Origin of the sequence: Thermocrispum sp. (assembly GCF_002919275.1) — a bacterium.
Taxonomy (GTDB): Bacteria; Actinomycetota; Actinomycetes; order Mycobacteriales; family Pseudonocardiaceae; genus Thermocrispum; species Thermocrispum agreste.
Map to the genome: position 1 here is coordinate 36,151 of NZ_PKFA01000024.1, position 17,298 is coordinate 53,448.

The window sequence follows — 17,298 nt, forward strand, 5'->3', positions numbered from 1 at the left end:
GATCACGCCAAGGCGGAGACCGGGCCGCCCACCGCGGTGCGGGCCTTGACCAGGTCCTTGCTGAGGTCGACCCCGAGCCAGGCGGTGAGCACCCCGTCCCGGCTCCACACCGCCCGCAGCAGCGAGCCGTCGTCGGCGGTGTCGACGGTCAGGTCGTCATTTGGGCCGTGGACGCCGACGTACTGCAGTTTGCGCCCGAACTGATCGGACCAGAAATAGGGGACCGGATCGTGCTCGGGGCCCTGCTCCCAGTCGAGCAAGCTGGCCGCTGCCGCGGTGGCGGCCGTGCTCGCTTCGTCCCAGTGCTCGACCAGTCGGTGGGTACCGGTGTGCGCGGTCCAGCGCTGCGCCACGTCACCGAGCGCAACCACACCCGGGACGGAGGTGCGGCAGCGGGTGTCGGTCAGGATCCCGCGATCGGTGGCGATGCCGGAATCGGCCAGCCAGCCCAGGTCGGGCCGCACACCGATGCCGGTGACGACGACGTCGGCCGCCAGGACGGTGCCGTCGGCGAGGTGCACGCCGTCCGCTTCGACCGACTGCACGGCGGTGGACGTGCGCAGATCGATGCCGTCCCACCACGGGCGCGTCGCCGCGCCGACCTCCTCGCCGAGCGCTCCGCCCAACGGCTGCGCACCGAGCTCGAGGCAGGTCACGTGGCAGCCGGCGGCCTTGGCGGCGGTGGCCACCTCGGCGCCGATCCAGCAAGCCCCGACGATCACCACACGCGCACCGGGCACCAGCTCCTTGCGCAGGGCGAGTGCGTCGCCGAGGGTGCGCAGGGTCCGTTGGGGTCCGTCGCCGGGCAACCGCAGCGGCGTCGCGCCGGTCGCGATCGCCAGCGCGTCGTAGGGCATCTCACCGGCCTCGGTGTGGACCGTGCGGGCGGTGGTGTCCAGCCCGACGGCCCGAGTGCCCAGGCGCAGGCCGACGCCCAGCTTCTCGGTGTCGAAGGGCAGTGGGGCGTCGTCGCGTTCGCCGGCCAGGACGGCCTTGGACAGCGGCGGCCGGTCGTACGGCGGAACCTCTTCGGCGCTGAGCACGGTGATGCGGCCGGTGAACTTCTTGCGGCGCAGGGCGGCGCAGAGCCGCGCGGCGGCCAGGCCGCCGCCGACCACCACGACGTTTCCGTTCTCCGGATCGAGTACCGCCTGGCCGTTGGCTCCGCCGCTCACTTGCCTGACCTGGTGTAGTGGTCGGGGAACAGCGGCTTGTCGCCGAGCAGCCGCTTGCCGGGCGTGAACGTCACCGGGATGCGGTGGTAGCCCGCGTTGGTTCCCTGGTCGGGGTAGGTGACGAGGTTGTCCATGTCGACGACGTAGTCACCCATGCGAGCCAGCACCTGGCGGATCATCTCCCGCGCCATGGCTTTGCCGAGGTGGGAGCCTGCGCAGCGGTGGATGCCGATCCCGAAGGCGACGTGCCGGTTCGGCCACCGGGTGATGTCGACCTTGTCGGGGTCCTTGAACTGCGCGGCGTCCCGGTTCGCCGACGCCCAGGACAGCAGCACGCGGTCGCCCTTGCGCATCGGGCAGCCGTGGAACTCGACGTCCTTCATGACCGTGCGGGCCAGCGCCTGGGTCGGGGAGAAGACCCGGAGGAATTCCTCGACCGCGATGTCGATCATCGACGGGTCGTCGATCAGGCGCTGCCGCTCGCCGGGGTTCTGGTACAGCCACACCAGCGCCTGGGTCACCAGCGACGCGGTGGTGCCGACCCCGCCGGAGATGACCAGCTCGAGGATCGAGTAGATCTCGTCGTCGGTCATCTTGCGGCCGTTGACCTCGGCGTTGATGAAGTGCGTGGTGGCGTCGTCCGCGGGGTGCTTGCGGCGGTAGGCGATGTGCTCGCGAACCGTCTTGTTCACCCACGGGACCGCCACCTCGGCGGCGTGCTGGTACTCCGGCGACCCGGGGGCGGCCGAGACCAGCGTGTGCATCGCGTCGACGTACTGCTGGTACTGCGCGGGATCCAAGCCCAGCCAGTCGATGGTCACCGCCGCGGGCACGCCTGCCACGACGGCCAGGTCGGCCTCGCCCTTCTCGATGATGGTGTCGATGAAGCCCGTGACGTAGTGCTTGATGGTGTCGTGCAGCTTCTCCACCGCGGCGGGCGCGGTGACCTGGTTGACCACCTTGCGGTACGGGCGGAACTCCGGCGGGTCGAGCTCGATCGGGATGTGGAACGCGGTGGGCGCCTTGGGAATGGTCACCGACAGGCCTGGGCCGCCGTACTCGTCGTGCCGCCCCGAGGAGAACGTGTCGTCGTCGCGTGAAGCCTCGAAGACCGCCTGGTAACTGGAGAGAACCCAAAAGCCGCCGTGGGCCTCGGTCCAGGCGACCGGGGTTTCCTCCCGGAGCTTGCGGTAGATGGCCACGTGGTCCTTGGCGTGTTCGGCCGAGTGGTGGTCGAACTGGACGACAGGGCAACGCTGCTGGTCGGACATCGAATCCATCCTTCTCGAGGCCAAGGGGTTCCCTGTGACGGGAACTACCATGATAATGGTTATACGCAGCCCGGCGTCAAGCGAAAGAGTAACGGCGACACGGCGTTGCTCCCGGGCGGTACGGACCGGCACCGTGGTGTGACGAGTCAGGAGGACCATTCATGAGAGTTATCGCCGACCTGGACAAATGTCAGGGTCACGGCCTGTGCCGGATGTCGGCGCCGGAGGTCTACGGCGTCACCGAGGACGAGGGACAGGTCATCGTCAAGTACGACGGCGACATCCCCGAGGATCTGGAGGACAAGGCCGCGCTCGGTGTCGAATCCTGTCCGGAGCTTGCGCTGCGTATCGAGGACTGACGGCGTCGGCCGTCGGTCGGCATGATCCGGCAGAGCTCCCGGGCACGGCGCCTGGGAGGCTCCGCCACGGCCCGTGGCCCTGGCCCTCGGGGGTCCCGGGGGTGGGCGGCGGGCCTGCTCGCGTTCGGGGTGCTCGCCACGGCGATCGCGGTCCCGACGTGTCTTGGTGTCCTGGCCGTCGACGTCACCGTCGACCTGAACCTGGGCGACGCCGGCTTGGGCCTGGTCGTCTCGGCCTTCTGGGCCGTGACGGCCGTGGCGGCGCCGGTGGCCGGAAGGTGGGTCGACCGGGTCGGCTGGCCGGCAGGCGTCCGGGTGGGTGCGCTGGTGACGGCGGCCTGTCTGGCGAGCTGTGCGCTGGTCGTCGACTCCTGGGTCGCCTTGCTGGTCGTGTTCGCGATCAGCGGTGTCGGCTACGGCCTCTGCTCGCCGACCAGCAACCTGGTCGTGGTCGAGCTCGTGCCGCCCGCGCGTCATGCCTCGGTGCTGGGGATGAAGCAGACGGCTCCGCCGCTGCTGATGGCCGCGGCCGGGGTCACGCTGCCCTGGCTGGCTCACCTGCTCGGCTGGCGCGCGGCCATGGCGGCCGTCCTGGTGCTGCCGGCTGTCGTGTTGCTGCTGGCGTGGCGCGGCGCTCGGGGGCACCGGGCCCGCTCGCGCTCCGTCTCCCGTTCGTCCCCGGTCGTCCGGCGCGCTGAGCGAAGTGTCATCGCGCCCATGGCCGTCGCCGCCGGGCTGGGTACCTTCTCGGTGGCGACGATCACCGGTTTCGCCGTCCTCACGCTGGTTTCCGCCGGACTGTCACCGGTCGTGGCGGCGGGTGTGGTGTCCGGCGGAAGCCTGCTCGCCGTCGTCGTCCGGGTGGCCGCCGGGCGGTTTCTCGACACGCGCCCGGCCTCCGACGTGACGCCGTTGCTGGCCGTGATGGCGCTCGCCGGGATCACGCTGGGGCTGGTGGCTGTCGGCGTCACCGGTCTCGATGCCGGCGAAGGGGCAGGTGCTCCGTGGCGGGCGGTGGTGGTCGCAGGCGTCGTACTCGCGCTCGTTGCCGCCTGGACATGGCCCGCCCTGCTGCTCATCACCGTGGTGCGCACGGTGTCCGCTCCCGGCGCGGCCAGCGGCACGGTCCAGCTGGGCAGCGGTATCGGATCCGCGGTGGGGCCGAGCGCCTTCGGTGCCTTGTCGGACGCCGGTGGCCGGGGCTGGGCGTGGGCGGCGATGGCCGTGGCCACGGTGGCCGCCATGGTCCTCGTCCGCCGGGGAGGGCGCCGTGCCGCCGCGCCGCGGTCGTCGCTCAGGGGGTGACGCGACCGCCACTTAGTGATAATAGTGATAATGAAATTCGGCTGGCGAGAGCGGGAGACGCCATGGACTTCGGCGTGAACGAGACCCACGAATCCATCCGGGAGGCGGTGCGAGCCATGTGTGCTCGCTTCGACGACGACTACTGGATGGAGAAGGACGTCAAGCACGAGTTCCCGTGGGAGTTCTACCAAGCGGTCGCGGATGCCGGCTGGCTCGGCCTGACCATCCCGGAGGAGTACGGCGGCGGTGGCCTCGGGGTCAGCGAGGCCGCGATCGTCGAGCGGGAGATCTCCGCGTCCGGAGCGGGCATGGCGGGCTGCTCCGCCGTGCACATCGGCATCTTCGGTTTCGAGCCGCTGATCAGGCACGGCAGCGAAGATCTCAAGAAGCGTTTCCTGCCCCGTGCGGCGGCCGGTGACCTGCACGTCTCGTTCGCCGTGACCGAGCCGGATGCGGGCACCGACACGCTCAACCTGACCACCCAGGCGCGCAAGGTCGACGGCGGCTGGCTGGTGTCGGGCAAGAAGGTGTGGATCACCAAGGCGCAGGAGGCGGAGCGGATGTTCCTGCTGGTCCGCACCTCGCCGCGGGAGGGCAAGGGGCATCGCGGCCTCACCCTGATGTTCGCGCCCATGGATCGGGAACGCGTCACCATTCGCGAGATCCCGAAGATGGGCAGGCACGCGGTGGACACCAACGAGCTGTTCATCGACGACCTGTTCGTCCCCGACGAGGACGTCATCGGCGAGGTCGGTGAGGGCTTCAAGGTGATCCTGAGCGGGCTGAACGCCGAGCGGGTGATCTCCGCCAATGCCGCGCTCGGCCTCGGCGAAGCGGCGTTGCGCCGGGCCGTGGCCTATGCCAACGAACGGGTCGTCTTCGGCCGTCCGATCGGCAAGAACCAGCTCATCTCCGGCCAGCTCGCGGAGGCCAGGATCCGGCTGGACGCCGCGACCGCCATCTGCGACAAGGCCGCCTGGATGATCGACAACGACATTCCGTGCGGGCGCGAGGCCAACGAAGCCAAGTTCCTGGCCAGCGAGGCGGGCTTCCACGCGGCCGACGTGGCGATCAACGTGCACGGCGGATACGGCTACGCCCGCGAGTACCACGTCGAGCGCTACTTCCGCGAGGCGCGGCTCAACCGCATCGCCCCGATCAGCCAGGAGATGGTGCTCAACTACATCGCCGAGCACGTGCTCGGGCTGCCGCGGAGCTACTAGGACGCCGGCATGGATCAGGCACTGCTGAAACGGCTCGAGGTGTTCCACGCCGCGGCCGAGTTGATGCACCGCTATCAGGCACTGGTCGACGCCAAGGACGTCGACGGGCTCGCCTGCCTGGTGACCGACGACGTGGAGCTGGTCAGGGTGCAGGGCAACCGGAAGGGGCGCGAGGCGTTCCTCGATCTCTACCGCGAGTTCGCGGCATCCGACGTCGAGCTCGCCCAGCACATGCTCACCAACCTGCAGGTCTCGCCGCTCGGTGGGGAGCGCTACCAGGTGGACGCGTGCTTCTGGGTGATCACCACACACCGCACGGGCGAGGCGCGCCAGGTGTGGGGCCGGTATCGCAACGACATCGTGCAAGCCGACGGCGAGTGGCGGATCGCGGCGAAGCGCATCTCGGTCACCGGCATCGCCATCGTGCCCGAGGACGCGTTGGTGCCCGCGGACGTCACTTCGTTCGGCCCGCTGCCGCGTCGCGTCACCACCACCGAGCACGGAGGGGAGCGAGTGCGATGAGCACGCAGCAGACCATCGAGCAGCGGCTGCGCCGGATCGAGGACCGGCTGGCCATTCACGACCTCGTGCACCTCTACGGGTTCGTGATGGACGAGCGCGACCTCACCGGGCTGGACAGCCTGTTCACCGAAGACGCTCACCTCGGCTCGGACGACGGCGTGTTCGACGCCACCGGCCTCGACGAGATCGCGCGGGTCTACCAGGCCAGGTTCGACGCGCTCGGTCCCACCCACCACTTCGTCCACTCGGTCATCCCGCGCTTCGACGACGGCGACCCCGATGTCGCGCGGGGTCTAGTCAGCGGGCACGCCGAGCTGGTCCGGCAGGGCGAAACCATGGTCGTGGCGCTCCGCTACCGCGACGTCTACCGGCGCACCGAGCGCGGCTGGCGGATCGCCGACCGGGTGATGGGCTACATGTACTACCTGCCCGTCACTCAGTACGCCGAGGTGTTGAAGACGGAGAACCGCAGCCTGGTCTACGGCGACCCGCGCCCGGCCGACTGGCCGTCCGTGCTGCACGGTCACGACCTGGACTGGCTGCGCGCGTTTTACACCGGCTAGGGGCAGCGGTGATCGCGCCGGGCGCAGCCCGGCGGGTTTCCTGTGTGGTTGGTCGTGGCCGTGGTTGTGTCCGGCGTCGTTGGGTGGCCGGGTGGTGTCCTGGGTCGTCGAGCGTGGTTTCGGCGGGTTTCCTGTGTGGTTGGTCGTGGCCCTGGTGGCGTCCGGCATCGTTGAGCGGCCCGGCGGTTTCCCGCGTCGTCGAGCGAGGTCCGGCGCCGTCCCGTGCCGCTGAGCGCGAGCGGGCCACTCGGCATCGTCGCAGGTCAGGCGCTTGCGCGCGAGTGACCTGTAGGTCAGCCGTCGCAGCTCGAGCGTCCGAACGGAGTCTTGCCAGTGTTGATCGTGATTTGCTTCACTGCCCTCAATATTCATGATTACCGATATCAGGATTGGGGTCGACGGTGACGCTCGATCAGCAGGTCGTTCCGGACCTTGACGCCACAGTGCGTACGTGGCTCGACCGGTTGCAGAGTGCACTGCGTGACGGCGCGGCCGGCGCGACGGCGGAGCTGTTCCACTCGGATGCCTGGTGGCGAGACCTGCTCGCCTTCACCTGGGACTTGCGTACGGCGCACGGGCACCAGGCGTTGGCGGCCAGGATCACCGAGGCGCCTCGCATGGGCGACGTGACCTTCACCCTGCTCGACCGTCCGACGCTGGTGGAGGCCGGTGCGGAGCCGTGGGTGCAAGCCCTCTTCGAGTTCCGTACCACCGTCGCGCGAGGACGCGGGGTCCTCCGGCTCGTGGAGCGGGACGGCGCCTGGCGCGCGTGGACGCTGCTCACCGCGATGGACGAGCTGATCGGGCATGAGGAGCGGGTCGGCACACGGCGGCCGTTCGACGGCGTCGACGGGCAAGCAAGGACCTGGCCCGAGGCCCGCGAACGGCAGCGGGAGTTCACCGACGGCGACCCGGAGGTGGTGATCGTCGGGGCGGGCCACTCCGGCCTCGGCCTGGCGGCGCGGCTGGGTTGCCTCGGCGTCCCGACGCTGGTGATCGAGCGCCATCAGCGCGTCGGGGACGGGTGGCGCAACCGCTACGACTCCCTCGTTCTGCACGACCCGGTGTGGTACGACCACCTGCCGTACCTCCCGTTCCCGCCGAACTGGCCGGTCTACACGCCCAAGGACAAGCTCGCCGACTGGCTCGAGTTCTACGCGCACGCGATGGAACTCAACGTCTGGACCGGCTCCGAACTCACCGAAGCGGTGCGGGAGGGCGACAGCTGGACGCTGATCGTGCGGCGCGCCGACGGCAGTCAGCGCACCGTTCGCCCGCGGCACCTGGTGCTGGCCACCGGGGTGAGCGGCACCGAGCCGAACATGCCCGAGCTGCCGGGCGCGGACGAGTATCGCGGGTTCGTCTGCCATTCCAGCCAGTTCCCGCACGGCGTCGACTTCTCCGGGAAGAAGGCGGTCGTCGTCGGCACCGGCAACAGCGGTCACGACCTCGCCCAGGAGCTGTTCGACGGCGGCGCCGAGGTGACCATGATCCAGCGGTCACCCACCTACGTGGTCAGCCTCGCCGGGTCGGCCATCGCGATGACCGGTCTGTACGAGGAGTCCGGCCCGCCGACCGACGTCGCTGACCTGCTCGGCGCGTCGTTCCCGTTCAAGTGCGCCCCGGAGATGCACCAGGCCACCACGGCGGCCATGGCCGAGCACGACAAGGAGCTGCTCGCCGACCTGGAGAAGGCGGGCTTTCTGCTCACCTCCGGGATCAACGGCACCGGCGCGCTTCAGCTGTTCCTGCAACGCGGCGGCGGCTACTACATCAACGTGGGCTGCTCGGAGCTCATCGCCGACGGCTCGATCGGCCTGCGTTCCGGGGTCGAGGCGGTCCGGTTCACCTCGACCGGGCTCGAGCTGTCGGACGGCAGCACGGTGGACGCCGACGTCGTCGTCTTCGCCACCGGCTACCTGGGCATGCGCGAGACCGCCCGGCGCTTGCTCGGCGACGAGGTCGCGGACCGGTGCGGGCCGGTCTGGGGGTTGGACGACGAGGGCGAGCTGCAGGGCGTGTGGCGACGCTCCGGACAGGACGGCCTGTGGTTCATGGGCGGGAACCTCGCGATGGCCCGCTTCTACGGCAAGTTCCTCGCACTGCAGATCAAGGCGCATCAGGTGGGGCTGCTCGAGTCCCGCACCAGGTGAAAGGAGGCAATCCAGCATGAGCGCACCGGGGGCACCGCTGGACGGAAAGGTCGCACTGATCACCGGAGCCGCGCGGGGGCAGGGGCGCAGCCACGCGTTGCGGCTCGCCCGGGACGGCGCGGCGATCATCGCCGTGGACATCTGCGCGCCCATCGGCAGCGTCGAGGGTTTCTACGACCTGGCCACGCCGGACGACCTCGCGGAGACGGTACGACTGGTCGAGCAGGCCGGCGGCCGGATCCACGCCGCCCAGGCCGACGTGCGGGACATCGAGGCGTTGACCGCAGCGGTGAACGCGGGCGTGGACAAGTTCGGCAGGCTGGACGTCGTGGTGGCCAACGCGGGCATCTTCACCTTCGGTGAAGCCACCCACGAGGTCAGTGAGGACGCCTGGCGCGAGCTGATGGACGTCAACGTGACGGGTGTGTGGCACACGTACAAGGCCGCGGCCCCGCACCTGCTGGCTGCCGGTCCCGGTGGCTCGGTGATCATCATCGCCTCGCTGGCGGGTTTCAAGGGCCTGGCCAACGTGGCGGCGTACACCACGACGAAGCACGCGATCGTCGGCCTGATGAAGGTGCTCGCCAACGAGCTGGGCCCGCACGGCATCCGGGTGAACACCATCCATCCCAACTCGATCGACACCCCGATGGTGAAGAACACCCGCACCTACAAGCTGTTCCGGCCCGATCTGGACGAACCCAAGGCCGAGGACGCCGAAGCGTCCTTCGCGAGCCTGAACCCGATGGGCAAGGCGTGGATCGAGCCGGAGCACGTGTCCAACGTCGTCGCCTGGCTCGCCGGGCCGGAGTCCTACTACGTCTCCGGGGGCCAGATCCCGGTCGACGGCGGTGCGTCGGTGCATTGATCGTGGTGCGGTCCATCCGCCGCCGGGAGCGCGACGCAGTCCTTCCGGCGTTCGCGGCGCCGTCGGCCGCATGGATGGGCAGCGGGGCATGACCAGGTGAAACGGCGCTTGCCTCGTGACAGAAACCATATGTATAGTTCTCAGCATTATCCCGTTTTGGATGTGAGGAGACGTCATGTCCGACCGCGCCGCCATCGAGAACCTGCTCAACCGCTACTCCCTGGCCTACGACCTGCCCGATCTGGACATGATGGAGTCGGTCTTCACCAAGGACGCGGTGTTCACCCTGGTGATCGCCGGCGGCGACCCGGTGACGTTCGAAGGGCGCGACGCGATCATGAAGCTGATGCGCGACTCGCTGGCGCAGCAGACCGATCAGCGTCGGCACAACAACAGCAACCTGATCATCGACGACTCCGACCCCGACGTCATCCGCACCACGCACTACCTCACCCTCCTGGCGACCGAGAACGGCGAGATCTCCCTGCTGTCGGCCGGGGTCTACCGCAACGAGATCGTCGAGGAGGAAGGGCAGCTCAAGATTCGCAAGCTGCACCTGGAACTGGACAAGTCCTACTGACCAGAGCACCAGCCCGACAAGCCGCGGCAACCCACGGAGACCAGCGATGAACCAAGGACTCATTCCTGCCAAGTGGGCACGCCTGACGCCGTCCCGGCAGGCGATCTACGACGCCCCCAACGACCGTCGCGTCACCTGGCGCGAGCTGGACGAGCTCGTGCGCCGCATGGCCAACGGCCTGCTGGACCTCGGCTTGTCCAAAGGCGACCGGGTGGCGATGCTGTCCCGCAACTGCGTGGAGTACCAGGCGCTCTACTTCGCCGCGGGCCGCGCCGGCCTGGTCACGCAGCCGCTGAACTGGCGGCTGGCCGCCCCCGAGCTGATCAAGGTGGTCAAGGACGCCGCGCCGAAGGTGCTCATCACGCAGAACGAATTCCTCCCGGTGGCCAAGGAGATCGAGCGCGAGGTCGACCTGACCGCTTCGTTGTCCTTCGGGGAGGGCTCCGACGGCAGTCTCGACGACCTGATCGCCCGCTCGTCGGACGCCGAGCCAGAGCCGAGCGCGCACGTGTCCGAGGACGACCCGTTCTTCGTGCTCTACACCGGCGGTACGACAGGTGAGTCGAAGGGCGCGGTGCACACCCACCGCAGCGCCGCGGCCGGGATGCTGAACCAGACCGTCGCGGAACGCATCGTGCCGTCGGACGTGTACATGCTGACCGGGCAGATGTACCACATCCCGATCGTGCTGGCGATGAACTACCTCAAGCACGGCTGCCCGCTGGTGCTGATGAACTTCGCCCCGAAGCTGGCGCTGGAGCTCATCGAGAGCGAGAAGGTCTCCGCCTTCCTCGGCGTGACCACCATGCTGAACTGGATGATGGCCGAGCCGAACTTCGCCAGCTACGACCTGTCCAGCCTGCGCAACATCCAGTACGGCGGCGGTCCGATGCCGTCGCACATCGTCCGGCAGGCGCTGGACGCGTTCCCGTGCACGCTGATCCAGGGTTACGGCCAGACCGAGGGCACGACGATGACGTTCCTCTCCCAGGAGGATCACATCGACGCGCTGAACGGCATCCACCCGGAGCGGCTGCGCTCGTGCGGCCGGGAAGGCTTCATCACCACCGTGCGGGTGGTGGACCCGGAGGGCAGGGACGTGCCCAAGGACGGCAAGACGCCCGGCGAGATCATCGTCAAGAGCCCGGCCAACATGATCGGCTACCTCAACCGTCCCGACCTCACCGCGAAGACGCTGCGCAACGGCTGGATGTGGACCGGCGACATCGCCACGTGGGACGAGGACAACTACGTGTTCATCGTCGACCGGGCCAAGGACATGATCATCTCCGGCGGCGAGAACATCTACTCGGTGCAGGTCGAGGAGGCCATCGCCACCCACCCCGCGGTGCTGGAGTGCGCGGTGATCGGCGTGCCGGACGACGAGTGGGGTGAGGTCGTCAAGGGCTTCGTGGTGCTCAAGCCCGGCCAGCAGGCCACCGAGCAGGAGATCATCGACCAGGCGAAGAAGCACCTGGCCAGCTACCAGAAGCCGCGCTCGGTCGAGTTCGTCAAGGAACTGCCCAAGGCGCCGACCGGCAAGATCCTCAAGCGCGAGCTGCGCGCTCCCTACTGGGAGGGCCGCGAGCGGAATGTCTGAGCCGGACGGCTACGCCGACCGGGTCGGGCGGGAGTTCCCCGGCGGTGAGTACACGCTCGCCCCGTGGCGTGCCTGGCTCACCGCGGACGCCTTGCTCGACGACCCGTACGACGAGGTACCCCACCCCGTACTCGCCTGGATGGCAGGTGTGTCGGGGTGGGGGCTGACGTGGGACGAGTTCTTCGCCTGGTTCGACGCCACCGCCGACGACGGTCCGATGTTCGGCGAGCACCGCACCACGTTGTACCGCCCGCTGCGGATGGGCGCCACCTACCGTGTGTCCGGGCGGGTGGTCTCGGTCGAGCGCAAGGTCGGCCGTAAGGCGGGCACGATGGACATCGTCGGATACGAGCTCGACCTGCACCTGGCCGGCGACCACGTGGCCCGGTGTTTCAACTCGATCATCTTCCCGCGGAGGTCGGCGTGAGTCAGCACATCAGCACCCAGGCCCGCGACGTCCAGGTCGGCACGGAGATTCCGCCGCTGGAGCTCACGGTCGACCCGGAGAAGATGAAGGTGATGACGGCGCTGCTCGCCGATCCGAATCCGATCCACTTCGACCCCCGCGCGCTGGCCGCGCTCGGCATGCCGGAGCGCACCGTCAACCAGGGCCCGTTGAACATGGGCTATCTGCAGACGATGCTGGCCAGATGGGCGGGCGGCCGGGACCGGCTGCTGTCGTTCCAGGTGCGCTTCCGGGGCAACGTGCTGGCGGGCGACCGGGTGCGCGCGCAGGGAACCGTCACCGCGATCGAGGACACCGAGCGCGGCCGGGTGGCCACGTGTGACATCAGCCTGGTGGTGGTGGGCGGCGCGGAAGTGCTCACCGGCACCGCCGACGTGATCATCGAGGAGTAGTGAGCATGGCCCTGGTCCACGAGCCGAGCGAGGGGCGGCTGGCCTTCCAGCTGGCCTACGGCGACACCGACACCGTCGGCATCGCCTACTTCGACATCTACTACCGCTGGATGGAGCGCTGCTACTCGACGTGGCTGTACTCGAAGGGCATCCGCAGTGGTCAGATGGTCGACGACCTCGGCATCGTCACCGTGGGGATCAGCTCGGGGTGCCGCTACCTGGACACCGTCAAGGTCTTCGACGAGATCGTCTGCCAGGCGGTGAGCGAGCACATCGGCACCAGCTCCTATGCCGTCGGCTTCGAGTTCACCAGGGGCGATCAGCTGGTGACCAAGGGACAGATGGTGTTCGCCGCCCGCAACCCGGACGACTTCAGCAAAGCGGCGATCCCCGAGCGGCTGCTGAAGGCGTTGCACTCCCTGCCGGAACCGCGGTTCGACGTGAAGGTGTGACGTCGTGGTCGACCAGGTGCAGCGGCTGCTGGATCGCGAGGCGCTGCGTGACCTCACGGCCCGGTACGCGTTCGCCGTGGACGACCACGATCTGGACGCGCTCGCCACGATGTTCCACCCGGACGCCGTGTTCGACCGGGACGGCGAGATCGCGCGCGGGTGGCCGGAGATCGCGGCCATGCTGGGCGCCTCGATGCGCGGGTTCCGGCGCATGATCCACACGCCTCATGCGGTGGTCGTCGACCTGACCGGGGACGACGAGGCGACCGGCATGTCGAGTGGGCACGCGGAGCTGGTCACTTCTCGTGGGGTGCTGCTGGCCGCCTACCGCTATGCCGACCGGTACGCGCGGCACGAGGGCCGCTGGGTGTTCACCCGCCGCGAGGTCCGCTTCCTCTACGCCACCTCGGCGACCGAGTACGCCGCGACCCTGCCGGACACCGACCGCGTGCGCTTCCCGGGCGAGCCGCCACGCGCCAGCGCAGTGACACCACTCGCCGCTGGCCACTGACCTGAGACGGGTGGCATCAGCCAACGGCCGGAAGGTCATGACCGCCACGGGGGCTGGCGCACTTGCGTCCCCTGGGCGCCCCGGATGTCGTGGGGCCGGGCCGGTAGCTCCATGTGCGCCACAGGCCTGACGTCGGAGTCATGGTTCCCCGGACGCCTTGGCTCCGCGGCGGTGTCGCTGGCTGCTGGACGCCCCGGCTCGGTGTCGGTCGGTCGCTGCTGGCTGCGTGAGTCTGGGGTTGGCGATCGAGCTTCCTGACGTCTGGGCACGGGGGAGTGGTTTTCCGGCCACGGCCGGAGCCCGTTGGCGGTCTCCGTCGTTCGGCGGCCGTCGAGGTGTGGGCTCGGTGTCCGTGCCTTTCGGACGCGTCGGTCACGTGGTGGTGTCGTGTCTGGTGGGCGCCTTGGTTGTGCTGGCGGTGTCCGTGGTCGTCTGGTCGTCGAGGTGCGGGTGGGTGTTCGGGGTTTCGGGGTGTCTTGGTCGTGGGGTGGTGTCGTGTCTGGTGGGCGCCTTGGTTGTGCTGGCGGCCTCCGTCGCCTTCCGGCCGCCGAGGCACCGGTGCTGGCCGTAGCTCGATGAGTGGCCCCGGCGCCGGTGCCCGTGGGTTCCCGGGACGCCGCGATCCGGCGTCGGTGTCCACTGCAGCCCCGGTCGCTTCGCCCCAGCGTCAGCGTCCGTTGGTCCCCGGTCCCTGCGGCGCCTTCGCCGAGCTCCTCCGGCCCGCGTCGGTGCCGGCGGATTCCCGGCCGCGCGGGCCACAGGTGACGTATCGGCACCAATGATGCGCAGGGATATTGACACAACGCTGATCATCATATTCACTCTTCAGGGCGACAGTGTGACATGCACCATGGCCCCCTCAAAGGCCCTCAAAGGAGAGAGCGAGCATGGCGAACAGGCCCGTCGAGCAGCGTGCGGCGACCTGGAGTACGGACCACGGGGAGCAGCGGCCGGTGCTGGTCGTGGGTGCCGGCCTGTCCGGTCTGGCAACGGCCCTGACGTGTGCGCTCAACGGTCGGCCTGCCGTCGTCCTGGAGGCGGCAGAGCTGGTCGGCGGCGCCGCTGCGTATTCCGGCGGACAGGTGTGGTGCGGAGCCAACCACGTCGCCGTCCGCGAGGGGATCACCGGCGATTCCAAGGAACTCACCGAGACCTACATCCGTGACGTCGCTTCCCACTTCGCGCCGGAGGTGCTCGACGAGCAGGCGCTGCTGCGCTGGATCGACATCGCACCGCAGGCGATGAAGTACTTCGAGGACAACGGTGCGATCCGGTGGACCGTGATCCCGGGGCTGGCCGACTACCACAACGAGGCCAAGGGCGCCCTGCCCGAGGGCCGCTACCTCACCAACGAGGTCATCGACGGCTCCGTGCTCGGCCCGTGGCGGGCAAAGCTCCGCTACAGCCCCTACTTCCCGGTCGGCAGGACCTACCGCGAACTGCTGGAGAAGGGGCGGCGCGCCACCTACGTCGACGACTCGGGCAAGGAAAGGTCGGCGACCAAGCAGTCGCATGCCGGCCTGCCCGCCTTCGGCCTCGCCGACGGCACCGCGTTCGAGCAGGCCGGTCACGACGACCCGCTCACGTACGGCACCGGTGTGGTCGCAAGCTTCCTCGCCCGCGTCGTCCGGCACGACCTGATCGACATCCGCACCGAGCACCGGGTCACCGAACTGATCCAGGAGGACGGCGAGGTGGTCGGCCTCCGGGCCCAGGCCCCGGACGGCACGGTCGAACTGCGCGGGCCGGTCGTGCTCGCCACCAGCACCTACGACTGGGACCCCGAGCTGGTGCGGGAAGTGCTCGGGCTGGACGAGGAGGACTGGGGGTCGGTGGCGCCGGAGACGCTGCGCGGGGACGGCATCAAGCTGGCCCGCCAGGTCGGCGGCCGGCTGGTCAAGATCCCGGCCAACGCCACGCCGATCCTGCCCGGCTGGCGCTCCCAGGTGGGCACCGGCTTCGGCTACGGGCCGGAGTACGCCATGCCGCACTCGATGATCGTCGACCGGCACGGCAAGCGGTACTGCAACGACTCGTACTGGGTCGACATCTGCCGGCGCACGCTCGACCCGGACGACAAGCACCTGCCGTTCTTCCTGATCTGGGACGACCAGCACCGCAGGAAGTACGGCCTGGCAGCCACCCCACCGGGTGGCGAGTATCCCGAGGGTTGGGTGGAATCCGCCGACACCCTCCAGGAACTCGGGGCGCGGCTCGGCATCGACGGCGAGCAGCTGGCTCGCACCGCCGAGCGGTTCAGCCACTTCGCCGAGCGCGGCGAGGACCCCGACTTCGGCCGCGGCACGGTGGACTACGTCAACAAGTTCGCCGGCGACCCGGAGCACGAACCCAACCCGGTGCTGGGGCCGATCGTGCAGCCGCCGTTCCACGGCCTCCGGCTGCGTTTCGTCGGCACCGGCATCGGCACGTCAGGTGTGCACATCGACGGTGACGGGCGCGTCCTCGACGAGTCCGCACGACCGATCCCCGGGCTCTACGCCGCGGGGTCGGTGGCGGCGCTGACGACCACCGGGACCGCCTACAACTCGGGCATCGCGCTGGGCCGCGGGCTCACGCTGGCCTACCTCATCGGCCATGAACTCGCCGGCGATCCCGTCGCCTGACCCCGTCCGCCGCGGTCGCGGCTGGACCTGCATACACGAACAAGTTGGAGGAGCTATGGGTAGTGCAGCGCGCAAGCGCAGGACACTGCTGGCAGGGCTGGCCGTCTCCGCGGTCGTGGCGACCGCGGCCTGTGGCGGCCCCGAAGCGGGGGGCAGCGGTGGCGGTGGCATCGAGAAGACCATCAAGATCGCCCAGGTCCAGGACCAGACCGGGCCGATCGCCTACGCCGGCCTCGGCGCGTCGGAAGGCGCCGAGCTGGCGATCGAGGAGATCGAGCAGCAGAACTTCCTCGGTGAGGGCGTCAAGATCGAGCTGCAGAAGCTGGACACCGCGGGCGAGATCGAACGCGCATCCAGCGAGATGAACAAGGCCATGGGCGACCGGGACGTCGACGCCATCATCGGCCCGGCCGCCACTCAGCAGGCCGCCGCCGTCGCGCCGCTGGTGGGCAGGCAGAAGGTGCCGACCGTGTTCACCCAGGCCGGTGGGCAGGGCGTGGTCATCAACGACTACACCTTCCGCGTCACCCCGCCGATGGAGTCCTACTACGAGCTGGCGGTGGACTACCTCGACAAGAAGGGCGTCAAGACCATCTCGGTGCTGTACAACGCCACGTTCCCGACCTTCGCCGAGCTCGGCGAGAAGCGGGTGCCGCAGATGGCCAAGGACCGCGGCATCGAGATCGTGCAGTCGCTGCCGGTGCAGATGACCACGCAGGACTTCGCCGGCCAGTCCCAGCAGATCGCCAGGAAGAACCCGGACGCGTTGGTCATGCTGCTCATCGCGCCGCAGTCGGTGACGGCGCTGCGCCAGCTGAAGGACGCCGGCTACGACAACCTGATCGTGGCCACGTCGGTGCAGGCGGCGGGCAACATCAAGGAGGCGGGTGACGCCGCCAACGGCCTGGTCTACCCGGTGCCGTTCTCCACCGCGATGGACGGCGAGTCCTCGGCGGCGTTCACCGAGGCGTTCCGGAAGAAGTTCAACAAGGACCCGGACCCGTACGCCGCCGACGGCTACGACGCGATGTGGTTCATCGCACGCGCGATCAAGGCATCGGGTGACTCGTCCCGGGAAGGCATCCGCAAAGGCCTGGCCCAGGTGGCGAAGGAAGGCTTCACCGGTGCCATGGGGAACCTGACCTTCGAGGGCAACGACGCCCGCATCGAGGGCGCGCTGGTCCAGTGGCAGGACGGCAAGGAGATCCTGGCGCAGTGAGCCGGTTCCGCGGGG

At 69.2% G+C, this 17,298-nt stretch carries 17 protein-coding genes; 15 read left to right on the forward strand and 2 right to left on the reverse strand.

The genetic code is table 11. From position 1 onward, the window contains the following. Positions 1-2 precede the first annotated feature (2 nt). Positions 3-1,175, reverse strand: coding sequence for an NAD(P)/FAD-dependent oxidoreductase (locus CXP56_RS05715; protein ID WP_051310339.1), 1,173 nt, complete (start codon positions 1,173-1,175; stop codon positions 3-5). Further along, on the reverse strand, positions 1,172-2,446 hold the full coding sequence (locus tag CXP56_RS05720; protein ID WP_028848403.1) for a cytochrome P450: 1,275 nt from the start codon (positions 2,444-2,446) through the stop codon (positions 1,172-1,174). Before CXP56_RS05720 ends, CXP56_RS05715 begins: the two co-directional genes overlap by 4 nt. Positions 2,447-2,607: 161 nt before the next feature. Between CXP56_RS05720 and CXP56_RS05725 the strand changes: the two genes are divergently transcribed. The 15 genes from CXP56_RS05725 (at position 2,608) to CXP56_RS05795 (ending at position 17,283) form a co-directional block, all read left to right on the forward strand. Then, positions 2,608-2,805, forward strand: coding sequence for a ferredoxin (locus CXP56_RS05725; RefSeq protein ID WP_084609314.1), 198 nt, complete (start codon positions 2,608-2,610; stop codon positions 2,803-2,805). A 129-nt stretch (positions 2,806-2,934) separates the two neighbouring features. Next, positions 2,935-4,110: an MFS transporter gene (locus tag CXP56_RS05730; RefSeq protein ID WP_028848404.1), complete on the forward strand. Its 1,176-nt coding sequence runs from the start codon at positions 2,935-2,937 to the stop codon at positions 4,108-4,110. A 62-nt stretch (positions 4,111-4,172) separates the two neighbouring features. Further along, the gene (locus tag CXP56_RS05735) at positions 4,173-5,333 is read left to right on the forward strand and encodes an acyl-CoA dehydrogenase family protein (protein WP_028848405.1); all 1,161 of its coding nucleotides are present in this window, start codon (positions 4,173-4,175) and stop codon (positions 5,331-5,333) included. A gap of 9 nt (positions 5,334-5,342) precedes the next feature. Then, positions 5,343-5,855, forward strand: coding sequence for a nuclear transport factor 2 family protein (locus tag CXP56_RS05740; RefSeq protein WP_286900233.1), 513 nt, complete (start codon positions 5,343-5,345; stop codon positions 5,853-5,855). Then, positions 5,852-6,418 carry a nuclear transport factor 2 family protein gene (locus CXP56_RS05745; RefSeq protein WP_028848407.1) on the forward strand — a complete coding sequence of 189 codons (567 nt, stop codon included), beginning with the start codon at positions 5,852-5,854 and terminating at the stop codon, positions 6,416-6,418. The genes CXP56_RS05740 and CXP56_RS05745 overlap by 4 nt, the downstream gene beginning before the upstream one ends. 401 nt (positions 6,419-6,819) lie before the next feature. Next, entirely contained in the window at positions 6,820-8,571 is a 1,752-nt protein-coding gene (locus CXP56_RS05750; protein ID WP_038045449.1) for a flavin-containing monooxygenase, read from the forward strand. A gap of 16 nt (positions 8,572-8,587) precedes the next feature. Further along, a complete protein-coding gene (locus tag CXP56_RS05755) occupies positions 8,588-9,439 on the forward strand; it encodes a mycofactocin-coupled SDR family oxidoreductase (RefSeq protein ID WP_038045451.1) in 852 nt (283 codons plus the stop codon). 175 nt (positions 9,440-9,614) lie between these two features. Next, positions 9,615-10,019: a nuclear transport factor 2 family protein gene (locus tag CXP56_RS05760; RefSeq protein WP_028848410.1), complete on the forward strand. Its 405-nt coding sequence runs from the start codon at positions 9,615-9,617 to the stop codon at positions 10,017-10,019. 46 nt (positions 10,020-10,065) lie between these two features. Next, positions 10,066-11,619 (forward strand): AMP-binding protein, encoded by a 1,554-nt coding sequence (locus CXP56_RS05765; protein WP_028848411.1) that lies wholly within the window; start codon positions 10,066-10,068, stop codon positions 11,617-11,619. Continuing rightward, the gene (locus CXP56_RS05770; RefSeq protein ID WP_286900239.1) at positions 11,612-12,046 is read left to right on the forward strand and encodes a hypothetical protein; all 435 of its coding nucleotides are present in this window, start codon (positions 11,612-11,614) and stop codon (positions 12,044-12,046) included. The genes CXP56_RS05765 and CXP56_RS05770 overlap by 8 nt, the downstream gene beginning before the upstream one ends. Continuing rightward, the gene (locus CXP56_RS05775) at positions 12,043-12,477 is read left to right on the forward strand and encodes a MaoC family dehydratase (protein WP_245566699.1); all 435 of its coding nucleotides are present in this window, start codon (positions 12,043-12,045) and stop codon (positions 12,475-12,477) included. Before CXP56_RS05770 ends, CXP56_RS05775 begins: the two co-directional genes overlap by 4 nt. Positions 12,478-12,482: 5 nt before the next feature. Further along, entirely contained in the window at positions 12,483-12,929 is a 447-nt protein-coding gene (locus CXP56_RS05780; protein WP_051310440.1) for an acyl-CoA thioesterase, read from the forward strand. Positions 12,930-12,933: 4 nt separating this feature from the next. Continuing rightward, positions 12,934-13,440: a nuclear transport factor 2 family protein gene (locus CXP56_RS05785; RefSeq protein ID WP_051310340.1), complete on the forward strand. Its 507-nt coding sequence runs from the start codon at positions 12,934-12,936 to the stop codon at positions 13,438-13,440. A gap of 887 nt (positions 13,441-14,327) precedes the next feature. Next, on the forward strand, positions 14,328-16,064 hold the full coding sequence (locus CXP56_RS05790) for an FAD-dependent oxidoreductase (protein ID WP_084609316.1): 1,737 nt from the start codon (positions 14,328-14,330) through the stop codon (positions 16,062-16,064). A 55-nt stretch (positions 16,065-16,119) separates the two neighbouring features. Beyond that, positions 16,120-17,283, forward strand: a complete 1,164-nt coding sequence (locus CXP56_RS05795) for an ABC transporter substrate-binding protein (RefSeq protein WP_038045453.1) — start codon at positions 16,120-16,122, stop codon at positions 17,281-17,283. Positions 17,284-17,298 lie beyond the last annotated feature (15 nt).